This is a genomic window from Pasteuria ramosa (assembly GCF_056496785.1).
Map to the genome: position 1 here is coordinate 1250061 of NZ_CP143099.1, position 18416 is coordinate 1268476.

Annotated in this window: 10 protein-coding genes; 6 read left to right on the forward strand and 4 right to left on the reverse strand. The window is 41.3% G+C overall.

The window, feature by feature from the left end; genetic code table 11:
• Positions 1 to 895: 895 nt before the first annotated feature.
• From VS182_RS05430 to VS182_RS05445, 4 genes are read left to right on the forward strand one after another with little or no spacing between them, the layout of a single operon-like run.
• Positions 896 to 1033: a hypothetical protein gene (locus tag VS182_RS05430; protein WP_479489014.1), complete on the forward strand. Its 138-nt coding sequence runs from the start codon at positions 896 to 898 to the stop codon at positions 1031 to 1033.
• 16 nt (positions 1034 to 1049) lie between these two features.
• Positions 1050 to 2375: a ribosome biogenesis GTPase Der gene (gene der, locus VS182_RS05435; RefSeq protein ID WP_479484154.1), complete on the forward strand. Its 1326-nt coding sequence runs from the start codon at positions 1050 to 1052 to the stop codon at positions 2373 to 2375.
• Between the two features lie 10 nt (positions 2376 to 2385).
• Entirely contained in the window at positions 2386 to 3000 is a 615-nt protein-coding gene (plsY, locus tag VS182_RS05440) for a glycerol-3-phosphate 1-O-acyltransferase PlsY (protein ID WP_479489015.1), read from the forward strand.
• Positions 2994 to 4022: an NAD(P)H-dependent glycerol-3-phosphate dehydrogenase gene (locus VS182_RS05445; RefSeq protein ID WP_479484156.1), complete on the forward strand. Its 1029-nt coding sequence runs from the start codon at positions 2994 to 2996 to the stop codon at positions 4020 to 4022. Before plsY ends, VS182_RS05445 begins: the two co-directional genes overlap by 7 nt.
• 197 nt (positions 4023 to 4219) lie before the next feature.
• Here the strand turns inward: VS182_RS05445 and VS182_RS05450 are convergent, their stop codons facing one another.
• The 4 genes from VS182_RS05450 to rpmB all read right to left on the reverse strand — a co-directional run bounded on the left by VS182_RS05450 (position 4220) and on the right by rpmB (position 15845).
• Positions 4220 to 4858: a hypothetical protein gene (locus tag VS182_RS05450; protein ID WP_479484157.1), complete on the reverse strand. Its 639-nt coding sequence runs from the start codon at positions 4856 to 4858 to the stop codon at positions 4220 to 4222.
• Between the two features lie 144 nt (positions 4859 to 5002).
• On the reverse strand, positions 5003 to 13564 hold the full coding sequence (locus VS182_RS05455) for a beta strand repeat-containing protein (protein ID WP_479492422.1): 8562 nt from the start codon (positions 13562 to 13564) through the stop codon (positions 5003 to 5005).
• A 1589-nt stretch (positions 13565 to 15153) separates the two neighbouring features.
• Positions 15154 to 15276 carry an alpha-helical endospore appendage domain-containing protein gene (locus VS182_RS05460; RefSeq protein ID WP_479484161.1) on the reverse strand — a complete coding sequence of 41 codons (123 nt, stop codon included), beginning with the start codon at positions 15274 to 15276 and terminating at the stop codon, positions 15154 to 15156.
• Positions 15277 to 15647: 371 nt separating this feature from the next.
• On the reverse strand, positions 15648 to 15845 hold the full coding sequence (gene rpmB, locus VS182_RS05465; protein WP_479484162.1) for a 50S ribosomal protein L28: 198 nt from the start codon (positions 15843 to 15845) through the stop codon (positions 15648 to 15650).
• Between the two features lie 490 nt (positions 15846 to 16335).
• Between rpmB and VS182_RS05470 the strand changes: the two genes are divergently transcribed.
• Together VS182_RS05470 and VS182_RS05475 are read left to right on the forward strand one after the other, a co-directional pair.
• Positions 16336 to 16701 carry an Asp23/Gls24 family envelope stress response protein gene (locus VS182_RS05470; RefSeq protein WP_479484163.1) on the forward strand — a complete coding sequence of 122 codons (366 nt, stop codon included), beginning with the start codon at positions 16336 to 16338 and terminating at the stop codon, positions 16699 to 16701.
• 36 nt (positions 16702 to 16737) lie between these two features.
• A complete protein-coding gene (locus VS182_RS05475; RefSeq protein ID WP_479484164.1) occupies positions 16738 to 18390 on the forward strand; it encodes a DAK2 domain-containing protein in 1653 nt (550 codons plus the stop codon).
• Positions 18391 to 18416: the final 26 nt, after the last annotated feature.

Below are 18416 nucleotides of genomic sequence, written 5' to 3' on the forward strand. Positions count from 1 at the left end.
TGATATAAGATAAATTTCTTTATTAAATAAATATATAAATTTTAACTAATAGCATTTATTTATGCTTTTGATACTGAGAGCTTGTCCCGAAATCCGCTGTAAATAGGTTTTAAGAATCTAATCGAATGTACTAAAATCTATGATAATGGCTAATTTTTGGTTTAAATTACATGAGATAGTATTAAAATATAAAAAATAAAATAATATTGCAATTTAAATTTACACGAATTATAAAGCAATAAAAGAATTTTTCTCTGATTTATTTTTTAGAAGAAATTTAAAACTATTAATATTATATATTTATAATGAAAATTTTGGTTTTTATATGTTAATTAAATATATAAAAGTCATTATTTTTAATTTTGTGGTTTTAGATAAAATTTTAAAAATATAAATAAATGCCAATCATCTTTGCTAATTGTTTATATTATTATTTCTATAAGAGTTAAATAAATTTTATTTTTCTAAAATCAGGTTCAACCTTAAAATCTAATTTCTAATTTTTTACTGCATTTCTTTTTGCTGTTTAATTTAAGCGTCGGTTTTTTGGCTTTTAAGATTATTGGTATATCCGTTTTTATTTTTTTTATATAATAATAATAAATATTTATAATTTTTAATATTATATTTTTTATTACATAAATAACATAATATTAAAAATTATAATGGACTTGTCCAGAAATATTAATATAGACGATTAGTAATGTTGTAATTTAAACACAAAAATAGCCATTATCATAGATTTTTTTGTATTAAATTAGAGTCTTAAACACTATTTAACATGGGTTATGTGACAAGCTCAATATTAAAAATGGATATTTATGCTTATATTGTTGTTTATTCTTTTGATATATTAAGTTATGCTTGATTTAAAAACCGAGAAAATGATTTATATGTGAATAAGAGGTTGGAAATTGAACAGTTTGGATTTACATACCTTGATTTTCTTATCCAGGAATTGAAATTGGTTGATATTAATTGCGTGGGGTATGTTCGTAGTGTTAGTATTTACTTGTCTCTTCTTTTAGCTTGATAAAGGTGGTTTTTTTATGCAAACGCCCATAGTTGCTGTCATAGGTAGACCTAATGTTGGTAAGTCATCTCTTTTTAATCGTCTTGTCGGTGAGAGGCATGCTATTACAGAAAATATGCCTGGTGTCACACGGGATAGGTTGTTCAGGCAATGTGTGTGGAATGATCGCGCTTTTACACTCGTAGATACGGGTGGTTTGTTAGGTGATGAGCAAGATCCTTTTGTCGCTTCAATTAATAAGCAGGCTGAGGAAGCAATGGCTGGCGCTGATGTGATTATGTTGTTACTAGATGCCCGTGAAGGGATTACATCGTTAGACCAGGAGATTGCTAACCGTTTAAGGCGTATGTCTAAGCCTGTTTTATTAGTTGTTAATAAGGTTGATGATCAGCAGAAGGTTTCTACCGCTTATGATGCTTATAATTTAGGTTTTGGCGATGTTTTTTTTGTTTCTGCTGCTCATGGTTTAGGTACAGGTGATCTTTTAGATAAATTGATTGAATATTTACCTTCATCTAAAATTGGTGAAGAAGAAAATGATGGTGATGCCATTAAGGTTGCACTTGTTGGGCGGCCTAATGTCGGTAAATCATCATTGTTTAATAAGTTACTAGGTTTTGAACGTGTTATCGTAAGTGATGTACCTGGTACAACTCGTGATTCGGTCGATACTTTTTTTACATGGGGTAGTCAGCCTTTTGTTTTAATCGATACAGCTGGTATGCGTCGTAAAAGTCGCGTTTCCCTCTTTACAGAGCATCTAAGTATTTTGAAAACTGTTAAGCAGATTGAACGTGCGGATGTTGTATGTATGATGTTTGAAGCACAAGAGAAGATTACAGCGCAAGATCTACGTATTGTAGGTTTGATTCAGGATGCTAATAAGCCTATGGTATGTATTTTAAATAAATGGGATTTAGAATCTGAAGGAAAGAATCAATGGCGTCAAGATTTGAAACATCGTTTGTCGGCTTGTAAAGATATTCCTGTTTGTTTTGTTTCCGCTAAAACAGGATGGAATATTAATCAGCTATTACCGATGGTGATTGATCTACATCAAAGGCAGCAACAAAAATTTCCTACTTCATTGATTAATAATATTTTACATGAAGCTCAAGGACACATGCCTCCTCCTTCCAAAGCTGGTAAGGCTTTTAGGATATATTATGCGACACAAGTAGCTACGTCTCCGCCTTGTATTTTAATTTTTGTTAATGATCCCGATCGTTTACATTTTAGTTATTTAAGATATTTAGAAAATGCTCTGTACCGTGCATTACCCCTTTCTGGTATTCCTTTGAAAATCCGTCTTCGACAGAAGACTTCTTTGATAAAAAGGTGATGTTTTATGAATGGGATCTAATTATATTATTTTAATTATCTTTCTATGTATTGTTTCTTATTTAATAGGCTCTTTTAATCCAGGGTACCTTATTACGAAAATTATGTTTCATGGTCAGGATATACGCGAACAAGGTAGTGGAAATGCTGGAGCAACAAATGTTGCACGTGTTTTAGGTAAGAAATTTGGTATCTTGGTTTTGTTTCTAGATGCAATTAAGGGTGTTTTAGCTGTTTCTTTACCTTTAGTTTTTACTTCTTTTTTTGATGTTACAAGTCAGGATTTAATCTTGGTAGGTTTTTTTGTTGTCGCGGGGCATATTTTTCCTGCTTTTTTGCGTTTTAAAGGAGGTAAAGGTATTGCCACGATGATGGGTATGGTGGTAGTTTTTGATTGGCGTATTACTACATGGATTGTATTATTGGCCTTATTGGTGATTATTTTAACCAGGTATGTATCTTTGGGTTCGATCTTAGGCGTATTATTTTTTCCTTTTTTAGTTTGGTTTTATGCGTACAGTGTTTTATCTGTTATTGTGGCTCTGTTTTTAGCGTGTATTTGTATCTGGAAGCATAAAGAAAATATTTACGCCTTATTTCATCGAAGGGAGAGGCGTTTTTGGTAGATGTTGGTTGTCCTGGTCATGTTGCGGTTTTAGGAGCGGGTAGTTGGGGTACAGCTTTAGCTTTTTTGTTTGCAAAGCAGAAGTTTATAAAGAGTGTTAAGCTATGGGCTCGTAGTTCCGTTGTTGTTGATGAGTTAAATAATTGTTTGACGAATGATCGATATTTACCAAGTGTAAAATTATCGTCTCGTATACAAGCTTCGTCATCTTTGTTTTATGTTTTACAGCATGCTCAAGTCGTTATCTTTGCTGTTCCTTCATTTGCTATGAGGGAAGTAGCTGAGCAGGCTAAGGAATACGTAGCGGATGATGTTTTGGTTGTGCATGCAGCAAAGGGTTTTGAAGATAGTACTTACAATTATATGTCAGAGGTATTAACAGAAACCTTATCGCTAAAACAACCTATTATCGCTTTAGCAGGCCCCAGTCATGCTGAAGAAGTGGTGCGTGATTTACCTGCTGCTGTAGTTGTGGCTTCGCGTTCACAACATTTTTTGGAGACTATGCAAAAGTTGTTTTTAGGTTCTTGTGTACGTGTATATACTAATCAGGATATTGTTGGGGTAGAGATTGCGGGAGCTTTAAAGAATATAATAGCTTTAGCATCCGGGATGGTGGATGGACTCTGCTTAGGTGATAATGCTAAAGCTGCTTTGTTAACAAGGGGATTAGCGGAAATTGCCCGTTTTGGAATACATTTTGGGGCCAATCATGCTACTTTTGGTGGCTTAGCTGGCATTGGTGATTTGATTGTTACATGCAATAGTCATCATAGTCGCAATTGGAAGGCTGGTTATTTGATCAGCCAGGGTATGCCTGTGGATGAAGTTCAGTTAAAATTTGGGATGGTTGTCGAGGGCATTAGAACAACTAAAATTGCTCATTTCTTGTCACAGAGGGAAAATATTGTTATGCCTATTACTAGTTCTTTGTACGAGGTTCTATTTTTGCATAAGGATCCTCTAATTGCTGTAAAAGCTCTAATGTATCGTAAATGTACGGCCGAAGAAGTTTCTTTATAATTTTCTTAAGAGTTAGCACATTTTAGGGTGAAAATACGTATTATACAGACAGGCTTCTAATTTTTTTTCAATTATGATTTATTATGAAATTATCAAGAGGGCTTGGGATTGTAAAAATGAGGAAATTAGGGAAGCCGGCCATGATTGTTAATTTAAAATTAGAAGCAATAAAAAAGGGTATCTGGCCTTATTGGCCACTACCCTTTTTTATTGCTATTATTTAGCCATTTAGCTAACCAATGTTGTACCATAGGTGATTGCAAGATACCCATAATCATTTTAGGATCAGGTAATTTTTCATTTTTATCATTTTCTTTAATATCACTAAAATCTTTAAATGATGAAGAATCTAATTGTAATTCATTCAGTCCTTCCTTATGATGATTTGATTTGTTTTGCATACTAAAATGAGGTTGTAAATTTTTGTTAGGTAGCGGTGGTAAACTTGGTTTATTTTTATTTGGTAATCCAGGTAAAAAGTTTTCTGTGGGTCCTTGGGTAGGTGGTTTTCCTTTCTTATCCCAAATACTTCCTGCTACACCGATCATCTGATAAGCAGAGTCCATGATTTTTTCTAATCTTTGAAGTGATTTATTTAAGGTTTTGACTGTTGTACGAATTTTGATAAATCCATGCCAAATCTTTGGCCATTGAGCTGAAGATAGGATATTTATGATTGATCCTAAACCGCCAAGTTTTGGTATTTTATCACTTGTAGCTACAGGGTAGATGGATGAAGGCATATGTGTTGGTTTAGGTGGTATGGGATGTAAGTAATTTCTACGACGGCGTATTCGTCGGCGCCTTAGTCTAACCCGTTTATTTCGATTTTTCAAACATAAAAGCTCCTTTGTGATTAACAATATTTAATTTGATTATTGTTATATATCTTATGAATAAAGTAACTGTCTTGGACGGGCGTTTGGTGAGCAATATGCTTTTATTTTTGTGAAAAAAAGCTCCCCTGATTGGGAAGCTATTTAAAATAATCTGACCAATGTGATGTCAATGTTAAAGACAGTAATTGGTAAAGTGCCACTGTTATTTGCGGACAGGCGATATATGCCGCTCGTTCCAGAACCTGTTTTAATAATGAAAGAAGAATTTAGCCACACTTGTTCGCCGGGAATAATCGATGTCATACGACTTCCTGGCACAATAATATTATGTTTTCCTTCTCTTAATTGATAGTTTAAAGATAGAATTTGATCTTTTAATGGTAAAGCATTTATTTGTGTAATAGCTAAATATTGTTGATTTGGAGATAATATTATATAAGGGCATTCCATATAAATGCTATCACCGTTTATAGATATATTTGTATTCACAGGAATATCTTCGTATGATTCTACCGATAGCCCGTCATAGAAAACACCGCTCAATTTAGCATTATTTCCTGACACTTCTTGACCTGAGGGGCCTGTAGGGCCTTGAGGGCCAATAGGACCAGGAGGCCCACCGCTTGGACCAGTAGGACCAGTCACACCAGTTGTGCCAGTAGCACCTGTTATACCATTCTCTCCGATTGGTCCTTGAGGACCAGGACAACCTTGAGGACCAGGACAACCTTGAGGACCAGGAGGCCCGCCGCTTGGACCGGTAGGACCAGTTATACCTATACCGGTAGCACCTGTTATACCATTCTCACCGGTTGGTCCTTGGGGACCAGGGCAACCTTGGGGACCAGGACAACCTTGAGGACCAGGACAACCTTGAGGACCAGGACAACCTTGAGGACCAGGACAACCTTGAGGACCAGGACAACCTTGAGGACCAGGACAACCTTGAGGACCAGGACAACCTTGAGGACCAGGACAACCTTGAGGACCAGTAAAACCAGTAGGACCAGTAACACCAGTAGTGCCAGTTTCTCCAGTAGTGCCAGTTTCTCCAGTAACACCAGTAGGACCAGGAGGTCCGCCACTTGGACCAGTAGGACCTGTTATACCGATACCAGTAGCACCAGTTTCTCCAGTAGAACCAGTATCACCAGTAGAACCAGTAGCACCAGTTACACCAGTAGCACCAGTTTCTCCAGTATAACCAGTTACACCAGTAGTGCCAGTTTCTCCAGTATAACCAGTTACACCAGTTTCTCCGGTAGCACCAGTAGTACCAGTCACACCAGTAACGCCAGTTTCTCCAGTATAACCAGTTACACCAGTTTCTCCGGTAGCACCAGTAGGACCAGTCACACCAGTAACGCCAGTTTCTCCAGTAACACCAGTAGGACCAGGAGGCCCGCCACTTGGGCCGGTAGGACCTGTTATACCGATACCAGTAGTTCCAGTAATACCAGTAGTTCCAGTAATACCAGTAGCACCCGTAATACCAGTCGCTCCAGTAATACCAGTCACACCAGTAGCACCAGTCACACCAGTAGCACCAGTCACACCAGTAGCACCAGTCACACCAGTAGCACCAGTCACACCAGTTATACCCGTAATACCAGTAGCACCCGTAATACCAGTCACACCCGTAATACCAGTCACACCAGTAGTACCAGTCACACCCGTAATACCAGTCACACCCGTAATACCAGTCACACCAGTAATACCAGTCACACCCGTAATACCAGTAGGACCAGGAGGCCCGCCACTTGGGCCGGTAGGACCTGTTATACCGATACCAGTAGTTCCAGTAATACCAGTAGTTCCAGTAATACCAGTAGTTCCAGTAATACCAGTCACACCAGTTATACCCGTAATACCAGTAGCACCCGTAATACCAGTCACACCCGTAATACCAGTCACACCAGTAGTACCAGTCACACCCGTAATACCAGTCACACCAGTAATACCAGTCACACCAGTAATACCAGTCACACCCGTAATACCAGTAGGACCAGGAGGCCCGCCACTTGGGCCGGTAGGACCTGTTATACCGATACCAGTAGTTCCAGTAATACCAGTAGTTCCAGTAATACCAGTAGTTCCAGTAATACCAGTAGCACCCGTAATACCAGTCGCGCCAGTAATACCAGTCACACCAGTAGCTCCAGTCACACCAGTAGCACCAGTCACACCAGTCACACCCGTAATACCAGTCACACCCGTAATACCAGTAGCACCCGTAATACCAGTCACACCCGTAATACCAGTCACACCAGTAGTACCAGTCACACCCGTAATACCAGTCACACCCGTAATACCAGTTACACCCGTAATACCAGTTACACCCGTAATACCAGTAGGACCAGGAGGCCCGCCACTTGGGCCGGTAGGACCTGTTATACCGATACCAGTAGTTCCAGTAATACCAGTAGTTCCAGTAATACCAGTAGTTCCAGTAATACCAGTAGCACCCGTAATACCAGTCGCGCCAGTAATACCAGTCACACCAGTAGCGCCAGTCACACCAGTAGCACCAGTCACACCAGTCACACCCGTAATACCAGTAGTTCCAGTAATACCAGTAGCACCCGTAATACCAGTCGCGCCAGTAATACCAGTCACACCAGTAGTACCAGTCACACCCGTAATACCAGTCACACCCGTAATACCAGTTACACCCGTAATACCAGTTACACCCGTAATACCAGTAGGACCAGGAGGCCCGCCACTTGGGCCGGTAGGACCTGTTATACCGATACCAGTAGTTCCAGTAATACCAGTAGTTCCAGTAATACCAGTAGTTCCAGTAATACCAGTAGTTCCAGTAATACCAGTCGCGCCAGTAATACCAGTCACACCAGTAGCGCCAGTCACACCAGTAGCACCAGTCACACCAGTCACACCCGTAATACCAGTCACACCAGTAATACCAGTAGCACCCGTAATACCAGTCGCGCCAGTAATACCAGTCACACCAGTAGTACCAGTCACACCCGTAATACCAGTCACACCCGTAATACCAGTTACACCCGTAATACCAGTTACACCCGTAATACCAGTAGGACCAGGAGGCCCGCCACTTGGGCCGGTAGGACCTGTTATACCGATACCAGTAGTTCCAGTAATACCAGTAGTTCCAGTAATACCAGTAGTTCCAGTAATACCAGTAGTTCCAGTAATACCAGTCGCGCCAGTAATACCAGTCACACCAGTAGCGCCAGTCACACCAGTAGCACCAGTCACACCAGTCACACCCGTAATACCAGTCACACCCGTAATACCAGTAGCACCCGTAATACCAGTCGCGCCAGTAATACCAGTCACACCAGTAGTACCAGTCACACCCGTAATACCAGTCACACCCGTAATACCAGTTACACCCGTAATACCAGTTACACCCGTAATACCAGTCACACCCGTAATACCAGTAGCACCCGTAATACCAGTCGCGCCAGTAATACCAGTCGCGCCAGTAATACCAGTCACACCCGTAATACCAGTCACACCAGTAATACCAGTTACACCCGTAATACCAGTTACACCCGTAATACCAGTAGGACCAGGAGGCCCGCCACTTGGGCCGGTAGGACCTGTTATACCGATACCAGTAGTTCCAGTAATACCAGTAGTTCCAGTAATACCAGTAGTTCCAGTAATACCAGTAGCACCCGTAATACCAGTCGCGCCAGTAATACCAGTCACACCAGTAGCGCCAGTCACACCAGTAGCACCAGTCACACCAGTCACACCCGTAATACCAGTAGCACCCGTAATACCAGTCGCGCCAGTAATACCAGTCACACCAGTAGTACCAGTCACACCCGTAATACCAGTCACACCAGTAATACCAGTTACACCCGTAATACCAGTTACACCCGTAATACCAGTTACACCCGTAATACCAGTAGGACCAGGAGGCCCGCCACTTGGTCCGGTAGGACCTGTTATACCGATACCAGTAGTTCCAGTAATACCAGTAGTTCCAGTAATACCAGTAGCACCCGTAATACCAGTCGCGCCAGTAATACCAGTCGCGCCAGTAATACCAGTCACACCAGTAGCACCAGTCACACCAGTAGCACCAGTCACACCAGTAGCACCAGTCACACCAGTATTACCCGTAATACCAGTATTACCCGTAATACCAGTCACACCCGTAATACCAGTCACGCCAGTAGTACCAGTCACACCAGTTTCTCCGGTAGCACCAGTAGTACCAGTCACACCCGTAATACCAGTCACACCAGTAATACCAGTAGGACCAGGAGGCCCGCCACTTGGACCGGTAGGACCTGTTATACCGATACCAGTAGTTCCAGTAATACCAGTAGTTCCAGTAATACCAGTAGCACCCGTAATACCAGTCGCGCCAGTAATACCAGTCACACCAGTAGCTCCAGTCACACCAGTAGCACCCGTAATACCAGTCACACCCGTAATACCAGTCACACCCGTAATACCAGTAGCACCCGTAATACCAGTCGCGCCAGTAATACCAGTCACACCAGTAGTACCAGTCACACCCGTAATACCAGTCACACCCGTAATACCAGTTACACCCGTAATACCAGTTACACCCGTAATACCAGTAGGACCAGGAGGCCCGCCACTTGGTCCGGTAGGACCTGTTATACCGATACCAGTAGTTCCAGTAATACCAGTAGTTCCAGTAATACCAGTAGTTCCAGTAATACCAGTAGCACCCGTAATACCAGTCGCGCCAGTAATACCAGTCACACCAGTAGCTCCAGTCACACCAGTAGCACCAGTCACACCAGTCACACCCGTAATACCAGTCACACCCGTAATACCAGTAGCACCCGTAATACCAGTCACACCCGTAATACCAGTCACACCAGTAGTACCAGTCACACCCGTAATACCAGTCACACCCGTAATACCAGTCACACCCGTAATACCAGTTACACCCGTAATACCAGTAGGACCAGGAGGCCCGCCACTTGGTCCGGTAGGACCTGTTATACCGATACCAGTAGTTCCAGTAATACCAGTAGTTCCAGTAATACCAGTAGTTCCAGTAATACCAGTAGCACCCGTAATACCAGTCGCGCCAGTAATACCAGTCACACCAGTAGCACCAGTCACACCAGTAGCACCAGTCACACCAGTTATACCCGTAATACCAGTAGCACCCGTAATACCAGTAGCACCCGTAATACCAGTCGCGCCAGTAATACCAGTCACACCAGTAGTACCAGTCACACCCGTAATACCAGTCACACCCGTAATACCAGTTACACCCGTAATACCAGTTACACCCGTAATACCAGTAGGACCAGGAGGCCCGCCACTTGGTCCGGTAGGACCTGTTATACCGATACCAGTAGTTCCAGTAATACCAGTAGTTCCAGTAATACCAGTAGTTCCAGTAATACCAGTAGCACCCGTAATACCAGTCGCGCCAGTAATACCAGTCACACCAGTAGCTCCAGTCACACCAGTAGCACCAGTCACACCAGTCACACCCGTAATACCAGTCACACCCGTAATACCAGTAGCACCCGTAATACCAGTCACACCCGTAATACCAGTCACACCAGTAGCACCAGTCACACCAGTAGCACCAGTCACACCAGTTATACCCGTAATACCAGTAGCACCCGTAATACCAGTCACACCCGTAATACCAGTCACACCCGTAATACCAGTCACACCAGTAGTACCAGTCACACCCGTAATACCAGTCACACCCGTAATACCAGTCACACCCGTAATACCAGTCACACCCGTAATACCAGTTACACCCGTAATACCAGTAGGACCAGGAGGCCCGCCACTTGGACCGGTAGGACCTGTTATACCGATACCAGTAGTTCCAGTAATACCAGTAGTTCCAGTAATACCAGTAGTTCCAGTAATACCAGTAGCACCCGTAATACCAGTCGCGCCAGTAATACCAGTCACACCAGTAGCTCCAGTCACACCAGTAGCACCAGTCACACCAGTCACACCCGTAATACCAGTTACACCCGTAATACCAGTAGGACCAGGAGGCCCGCCACTTGGTCCGGTAGGACCTGTTATACCGATACCAGTAGTTCCAGTAATACCAGTAGTTCCAGTAATACCAGTAGTTCCAGTAATACCAGTAGCACCCGTAATACCAGTCGCGCCAGTAATACCAGTCACACCAGTAGCTCCAGTCACACCAGTAGCACCAGTCACACCAGTCACACCCGTAATACCAGTCACACCCGTAATACCAGTAGCACCCGTAATACCAGTCACACCCGTAATACCAGTCACACCAGTAGTACCAGTCACACCCGTAATACCAGTCACACCCGTAATACCAGTCACACCCGTAATACCAGTTACACCCGTAATACCAGTAGGACCAGGAGGCCCGCCACTTGGACCGGTAGGACCTGTTATACCGATACCAGTAGTTCCAGTAATACCAGTAGTTCCAGTAATACCAGTAGTTCCAGTAATACCAGTAGTTCCAGTAATACCAGTAGCACCCGTAATACCAGTCGCGCCAGTAATACCAGTCACACCAGTAGCTCCAGTCACACCAGTAGCACCAGTCACACCAGTTATACCCGTAATACCAGTAGCACCCGTAATACCAGTAGCACCCGTAATACCAGTCACACCCGTAATACCAGTAGGACCAGGAGGCCCGCCACTTGGACCGGTAGGACCTGTTATACCGATACCAGTAGTTCCAGTAATACCAGTAGTTCCAGTAATACCAGTAGTTCCAGTAATACCAGTAGCACCCGTAATACCAGTCGCGCCAGTAATACCAGTCACACCAGTAGCACCAGTCACACCAGTAGCACCAGTCACACCAGTTATACCCGTAATACCAGTAGCACCCGTAATACCAGTCACACCCGTAATACCAGTCACGCCAGTAGTACCAGTCACACCAGTAATACCAGTCACACCAGTAATACCAGTTACACCAGTAATACCAGTCACACCCGTAATACCAGTAGGACCAGGAGGCCCGCCACTTGGACCGGTAGGACCTGTTATACCGATACCAGTAGTTCCAGTAATACCAGTAGTTCCAGTAATACCAGTAGTTCCAGTAATACCAGTAGCACCCGTAATACCAGTCGCGCCAGTAATACCAGTCACACCAGTAGCACCAGTAACACCAGTAGCACCAGTCACACCAGTAGCACCAGTCACACCAGTTATACCCGTAATACCAGTATTACCCGTAATACCAGTCACACCCGTAATACCAGTCACGCCAGTAGTACCAGTCACACCAGTAATACCAGTCACACCCGTAATACCAGTTACACCCGTAATACCAGTCACACCCGTAATACCAGTAGGACCAGGAGGCCCGCCACTTGGACCGGTAGGACCTGTTATACCGATACCAGTAGTTCCAGTAATACCAGTAGTTCCAGTAATACCAGTAGTTCCAGTAATACCAGTAGCACCCGTAATACCAGTCGCGCCAGTAATACCAGTCACACCAGTAGCACCAGTCACACCAGTAGCACCAGTTATACCCGTAATACCAGTAGCACCCGTAATACCAGTAGCACCCGTAATACCAGTCACACCCGTAATACCAGTCACGCCAGTAGTACCAGTCACACCAGTAATACCAGTCACACCAGTAATACCAGTTACACCAGTAATACCAGTCACACCAGTAATACCAGTAGGACCAGGAGGCCCGCCACTTGGACCGGTAGGACCTGTTATACCGATACCAGTAGTTCCAGTAATACCAGTAGTTCCAGTAATACCAGTAGTTCCAGTAATACCAGTAGCACCCGTAATACCAGTCGCGCCAGTAATACCAGTCACACCAGTAGCACCAGTAACACCAGTAGCACCAGTCACACCAGTAGCACCAGTCACACCAGTTATACCCGTAATACCAGTATCACCCGTAATACCAGTCACACCCGTAATACCAGTCACGCCAGTAGTACCAGTCACACCAGTAATACCAGTCACACCAGTAATACCAGTTACACCAGTAATACCAGTCACACCAGTAATACCAGTAGGACCAGGAGGCCCGCCACTTGGACCGGTAGGACCTGTTATACCGATACCAGTAGTTCCAGTAATACCAGTAGTTCCAGTAATACCAGTAGTTCCAGTAATACCAGTAGCACCCGTAATACCAGTCGCGCCAGTAATACCAGTCACACCAGTAGCACCAGTAACACCAGTAGCACCAGTAACACCAGTTATACCCGTAATACCAGTATTACCCGTAATACCAGTCACACCCGTAATACCAGTCACGCCAGTATTACCAGGAGGTCCACCACTTGGACCTGTAGGACCTGTTATGCCGATACCAGTACTTCCAGTAGCACCAGTAATACCAGTAATACCAGTAATACCAGTAATACCAGTAATACCAGTAATACCAGTAATACCAGTCACACCAGTAGGACCGGTAGGACCGGTAGGACCGGTAGGACCGGTGTTACCGGTCACACCAGTCACACCAGTCACACCAGTCACACCAGTCACACCAGTCACGCCAGTAGCACCTGTAGGACCAGGAGGTCCTCCGCTGGGACCTGTTGGCCCTGTAGGACCAGGGGGTCCGCCACTTGGTCCTGTTGGACCAGTAGCACCTGTATTGCCAGTTATGCCGATTGTACCTGTGCAGCAAGCTTTTTCGAAGTTAAGGATGGATTCTAATTTGTCTGTTAAGAGCATTTCATATTTAACCGCTTGACTTAACACCCTTAGCAATAGCCATTTATCTGGCTTTACACCTTACGTGAATTTTTAAATTCATAAGGCGTTTCATTTAGTTATTAAACTAAATGGGGATCTGTCCCTCTGCGATGTTTCCATCGTTTCTTTGGTCTAGTAATCCCTCTTTTAATCTACGTTCCGCATCGATATTTCTACTTCAATCCTTAGGTGGGGATTTTAAGCTATGCAGATTATGGTTAGATACCATCACATTTTTTGGTTAGCGATCCCTTAATAAATGTTATCTGCATAAAACCTGTAAGTTCGTCCCTTTGTCAGTCGATTCATGACATACTCACCATAGATTTTTTCCTGAATTTTACCTGGCTCTATGCACATTTATTGTGCATACAGGTTTTAGGATTAGTTTTTTAACTATTTTTCGATGCAGTTATTTTCCTTTGTTAAAGGAATGTCTAATTTCATAAAGTTTGATTATTTAAGTTATCATCACTTTACTTGTATAGAAACGTATCGCACCGCTATTGTTTACGGCTAATAGATCGCATACATTAGCTTCTGAAGGACATGTTACCGGGAGTGTGCCCAGTATGTATTGTAGTTTATAGCAATAGCTTTATTTACTATTGCTTTACACCGTACGTGAAACTTTCATTTCATACGGCGTTTAGTCAAATTGCTTGACTGACGATCCATTCTTCCGCGATGTTTCCATCGTTTCCTAGGTAAGATAATCGTCCCTTTCATAGATATTTTCTCTATTTCCCACGTTCCGAATCATTTAGCTTTCTTAATATATCTTTAGGCGGGTTTCAAGTTTAGCAGTTAGTTTTAAACCGATCTTTTGAGATCTTTGTTTATCCAGGTGAAAGAAGAAAGAACAAATAACCGCTGGATTCTTCATCAGAATTTTAGAAACTTCTAAGCCCTTTGCGTATTGCTCGCCATTAGATATTTTATAGCTACCCGGCTGTTTATAAATAGCCGTCTTTACCTGGCTTCTTACGTTTAATTAAAAGCGCAAGCAGGAGTTTAGGATATAATGTATTTTCATTATATAAACGATTCAGTTCTTTACTTACGAAAGCCTGTTTGACCTAATGATCAACCAGGAACGTGTCGCACTTCACCCTCAGAATTTATAATACGAGGTAGCGTTAGGGATGCCCCTCCCGAACCGTGCGGGCGTCTTGCAACGCACACGGCTCTCTATCCATTTTTGTTTGTTAACTCGTTTTATGTTTATGATCTCTCATCATATTTTTATTTAAATAGTGGTTGACAAACAAAGTAGACTGCTTTCGTTCGCCTTGTATATGGTTTTCCCATACGCTGACTAAAGTGGAAAGCTCCGTTGTTTTTCATTCAAAACAACACCTTTTATTAAGTAATCAGTTCTTTAAGATATAAAGGATGTAATTATCTAATCCAATTAAACTTCATATTAATATAAAGTTTAACCATCTTTTGGTTTTTATACATAGTTACATTAGCCACATAAATGTAACTATAAAGATGGATGCATTTTATGCGAGCTGTCATTTTGCTTTATGGATATAATTATTTATACAAGCATTCATCCGTTGATATCATATATAATTTACAGATTATTTTTAAAGGTAAACGTGGCTAAGACTTATTTCTTCGAGGGCTATGGATGACAGTAACATGTTAATTACATCTTCACGCTTGAGCGAAATACTTGGGGTCATGTTAGGTATAGATGCCTGGGACATTTAATTTCCTCCTATAATAACTGATTATTCGGTTATAATGATATAATATTGACAGATGCCTATTTACGTTCCTTACAAGTGCGGAAAACATGGCATAATTAATTTTATTTATATGTTTGATGATATAATTTTTTATTAAAAAAAGAGGTATTTCAATAATAAAAACCAAACAACATGGCAGCTGTTTAGTTTTTATTATTGAAATACCTATTATGATTTACTTATAAAATGCATTTGCTTAGGGTTGGTTTTTCTTTATAATTATATTTTATTGACATTTGCTTTTTTTTGCTTTTTTTTGCTTTTTTTATTGGTATTTTCTTTTTTGCTAAGTAAGGTATAATTTTTATATAACCTTGGATATCTAAAAATTATTTTGTGTTTGCTGCTTTTTCTATTTTGCCGTTTTTCAATGCTTTGGCACATACAAGTACGCGTTTTCGTCTAGTTCCTTCCCAAATACGAACGGTTTGTAGATTTATTTTGAACCAACGCTTACTCTTTTTATTAGAGTGACTTACTTGATTACCACGGCGATTTTTTTTACCTGTTATACTGCATTTTGCCATGTAATATTTCTCCCTTCTGGTAGTTGATTTTTTTACTTGCTTTGCTGGATGTGTCGTTTATGTTCCGTTTAAGGATTAACATTTTCCCACAATGAATTTATTAAAATTTTAGTGATTTATATATTTTATGTCCATTTCCTTTTGTGCTGAAACTTATACACATAATACAGCAAAATTATAACTAATGGTTATATTTATATAATACCTAACATATCTTTTATAACCTGTGTATTTATCATCAGAGCTCGGTCATTGTAGCATAATTTAGGATATAAAAACAAGTTTTTTGGTTATTTTGGTTATATGATATATATTTGTTTTTTTGGACTTATTTTTAGTTCATTATCGTTAAAAGTATTTTTTTTTTTCTGTGCATAAAATGCTGGTTTAAAGTGTTGTATAGGTTAATATCTTACTTCCTTTTAAGGCTACGCTAGTGTACAATGAGGCTAGCTGTGACGTGGGAGAAGTTTGTGGAGGGGGGATTTTGATGGGACTGGAGATATTGAATGATTTGGGCAAAATAGAAGTAGCTGATGGTGTGATCGCTGATATAGCCGGTGGTGCGGCAATGGATTGTTATGGTCTTGTTGGCATGGCTTCACGTAGTCAAATTAAAGATGGTATTATTGAATTGCTTGGTAAAGAAAATAGGAGTAAAGGTATTGAGGTTTGTACTACAGAGGGTAAGCTTATTATTGATATTGATATCGTTGTAAGCTATGGTGTTAAGATTCCTGAGGTAGCTCATAATATACAGTGTAAGGTGAGTTACACATTAGATCAAATTATAAGCGTTAAATCGAGTGAAGTAAATGTCCATGTACAAGGTGTACGTTTGGTTAAAGAAGAGTAAAATATACTTTTATTTTAAGGAAGGGGCGGAGTTTGGGTGTATATTATTGATCAGCCACTCTTGCTCCGCATGTTGCATGGGGGCAAAAAACATCTTTGTGACAATGTGGATCGCATTAATGCGCTGAATGTTTTTCCCGTTCCAGATGGCGATACGGGTACGAATATGCATCTTACATTTGATGCTGGTTTACAAGGAATAGCAGTTAATCCTCCTTTGTTATTAGGTGAGATGGTTGCCTCTTTTGCACGAGGTTTATTGATGGGTGCAAGGGGTAATTCAGGTGTTATTTTATCGCAATTATTTCGTGGTTTTGCTGATTCATTAATCGGAAGAGATAGTATTAATGCTAAACAGTTTGCTACGGCTTTACAAAGAGGTGTAGATACAGCTCAGCGTGCTGTTTTGAAACCGGTTGAAGGAACAATTTTAACGGTTGCTCGGGAGGCTGCCTTAGCCACGGCGCAAGCATCTTACACGATTAAGGATATTGGGCTGGTTTTGCAAACTTTAGTACAAGCTTCCTCAAAAACATTATCTCGTACAAAATTATTATTACCTGTTTTAAAAGCTGCTGATGTTGTTGATGCAGGCGGTAGTGGTTTGTTATGCATTTATGAAGGTATGTTAGCTGCTTTAAATGATAAAGAGTTGCCGAGTTTTCGGCCAGAAAAAATTGATTATCCGGTTGAAGCGATAAGTGAGCAATATCAAAGTATGCCTAGTGAGATTACCTTTGCTTATTGCACGGAATATTTGGTAGATTTGACGACATCACATAGGTTAATTAAGCCCTTTAAAGAGGATTCATTGCGTAAATATCTCGAAACACTCGGGGATTCTATTTTGATTGTTAAAGATGATCAATTTTTGAAGGTTCATATGCATACAAATGATGTTAATAAAGTTTTGTTAGATGCTGTCAATTATGGCGATTTTGTGAACATCAAGGTAGAAAATATGCGCTTACAGAATTTAAAGCTTGCTAAAGAATGTACACCTGCTCAGGAGCTTGAAAAGCAGAAGTCGGCATATGGTATTGTTGCTGTCTTGATGGGTAAGGGGCTTGAGAAATTTTTTAAAGGGCTAGGAGTTAATTCGCTTGTTCCTGGTGGGAAAACAGCTAATCCTAGTGCACAAGAAATTGCTTTGGCGATTGATGCTACATATGCAGAGAACGTTTATGTATTACCTAATCATAAAAACGTGTTGTTAGCAGCTAAGCAGGCTTCTGAATTGGCTAAATCTGCTAATGTTTTTGTAGTACCTGCACGTACTGTTCCGCAGGGATTAGCGGCTTTGCTTGCATTTTCGAAAGATGTCGATGAACAAACGAATCTAAGTAATATGATCGAAGCAGCTGAGCATATACATTCCGGTGAGATTGTAAGAGCGGTGCTAACGAATAAGATGGATGGCTTTTCCGTTAATGCTGGTGATATTTTAGGCCTCTATGAAGGTAAAATCGTTACGGTTGGTAGTGATATTTTAGTTGTTGTAACTTCTTTGCTTAGTCATATGATTAAGAGAAGTGAAGGACATTTAGTTACTATTTTTACAGGCCAGGATGCGCAGGATCATATTACGAAAAAACTGCTTATTTACATGGAAAAAAATCATCCTGATACCGAGCTAGAAGTCCATCCAGGCGGGCAACCGTTATATGAGTATATGTTAGCGGTTGAGTGAATTTGCAATTATGAGGAGCAACGAAA

Excerpts from the sequence above, each read along its gene's own strand:
- rpmB (WP_479484162.1), bottom strand. The coding sequence starts at position 15,845 with ATGGCAAAATGCAGTATAACAGGTAAAAAAAATCGCCGTGGTAATCAA.
- der (WP_479484154.1), top strand. The coding sequence starts at position 1,050 with ATGCAAACGCCCATAGTTGCTGTCATAGGTAGACCTAATGTTGGTAAG.
- VS182_RS05470 (WP_479484163.1), top strand. The coding sequence starts at position 16,336 with ATGGGACTGGAGATATTGAATGATTTGGGCAAAATAGAAGTAGCTGAT.
- VS182_RS05460 (WP_479484161.1), bottom strand. The coding sequence starts at position 15,276 with ATGTCCCAGGCATCTATACCTAACATGACCCCAAGTATTTCGCTCAAG.
- plsY (WP_479489015.1), top strand. The coding sequence starts at position 2,386 with ATGGGATCTAATTATATTATTTTAATTATCTTTCTATGTATTGTTTCT.